Origin of the sequence: Ochrobactrum sp. AP1BH01-1, assembly GCF_018066705.1 — a bacterium.
In the GTDB taxonomy this organism is placed as follows: domain Bacteria; phylum Pseudomonadota; class Alphaproteobacteria; order Rhizobiales; family Rhizobiaceae; genus Brucella.
In genome coordinates this window covers 1-1,254 of sequence record NZ_JAGPOU010000011.1, presented here as the reverse complement: position 1 = coordinate 1,254, position 1,254 = coordinate 1, and the positions used below count along the sequence as shown (strand labels likewise).

Sequence of the window (1,254 nt, the reverse complement as noted above, 5' to 3'; positions counted from 1 at the left end):
TGACGTTGCCCCCAAGTTTTATCCAGTTTTGAGTTCGCTCCAGCGGTTTTGGGTTGCTGTATTCGGGGCGGTAGCGGCGGGTTGCGGTGCGGAGCCATTCCTGCTGCGCAGCACCGCATCACGTCGCGGATTGATTGTTTGAGCGAACTCGGCAGGCGTCATCCAGCCGAGTCCAGAGTGTGGTCGATGATCGTTGTAATCGCTGCGCCAGTTTAAAAGCGCTGATCGAGCAAGGGTCAGTGACGAGAAGAGCGTTTCATTCAGAAACTCATCTCGCAGCCGCCCATTGAAGCTTTCGATGAAGGCGTTCTGGATCGGCTTGCCGGGTGCGATGTAATGCCATTCGACTGTCGTCCGGTCGGCCCATTGCAGGATCGCGTTGCTGGTGAACTCACTGCCATTGTCGCTGACGATCATCTTCGGCTTGCCTTGTCCCGCAATGATTCGGTCCAGCTCACGGGCAACCCGCAAGCCGGAAAGGGACGTATCGGCGACAAGGGTCAGGCATTCTCTTGTGCAATCATCGACGACCGTAAGCACCCGGAACCTGCGGCCATCGGTGAGTTGATCCGACACGAAGTCCAGGGACCAGCGATCATTGGCGGCAAGCGGGATCAACATCGGCGCTCGGGTGCCTATCGCCCGCTTACGCCCGCCACGCTTGCGTACCGTCAGCTTCTCCTCCCGATAGAGCCGGAAGAGCCGCTTGTGGTTCACAAGGTAACCCTCACGCCTGAGAAGCACATGAAGACGTCTATATCCAAAGCGGCGACGTTCATGCGCCAGCTCCTTCATCCGCTCGCGAAGGTCATGATCATCGCTGCGCCTGGTTTCGTAACGGATCGTCATACGGCAAAAGCCCATGGCTTTACACGCCCGCCGTTCGCTCATCTGGTGGTGATCCATCAGATGAACGACAGCCTTCCGCCTTGCTGCGGGCGTTACCACTTCTTTCCCAAAAGGTCTTTCAAAGCGGCGTTGTCGAGCATCGCATCTGCCAGGAGCCGTTTCAGCTTCGTGTTTTCATCTTCCAGCGTCTTCAACCGCTTGGCTTCAGACACCGCCATGCCGCCAAACTTGGCTTTCCATTTATAGATACTGGCATCGCTGACGCCGTGCTTGCGACAAAGCTCCGCGACAGGCGTGCCCGCCTCGTGCTCCTTCAGAATGCCGATGATCTGTTCGTCTGTAAAACGGTTGCGCTTCATTCTCTGGTCCTCTCAATGGGCCAGAGCTTACTTCAAAATGGATTAT

Annotated in this window: 1 protein-coding gene; it reads right to left on the bottom strand. The window is 56.7% G+C overall.

What is annotated here, in order from left to right:
• Positions 1–18: 18 nt before the first annotated feature.
• Positions 19–1,208, bottom strand: a protein-coding gene (locus J9800_RS21960) for an IS3 family transposase (protein WP_114217457.1) whose coding sequence is annotated in 2 segments (ribosomal slippage) — positions 19–959 and positions 959–1,208 — 1,191 coding nt in all. Because the reading frame shifts where the segments join, the coding sequence is not laid out codon by codon here.
• Between the last annotated feature and the right edge of the window lie 46 nt (positions 1,209–1,254).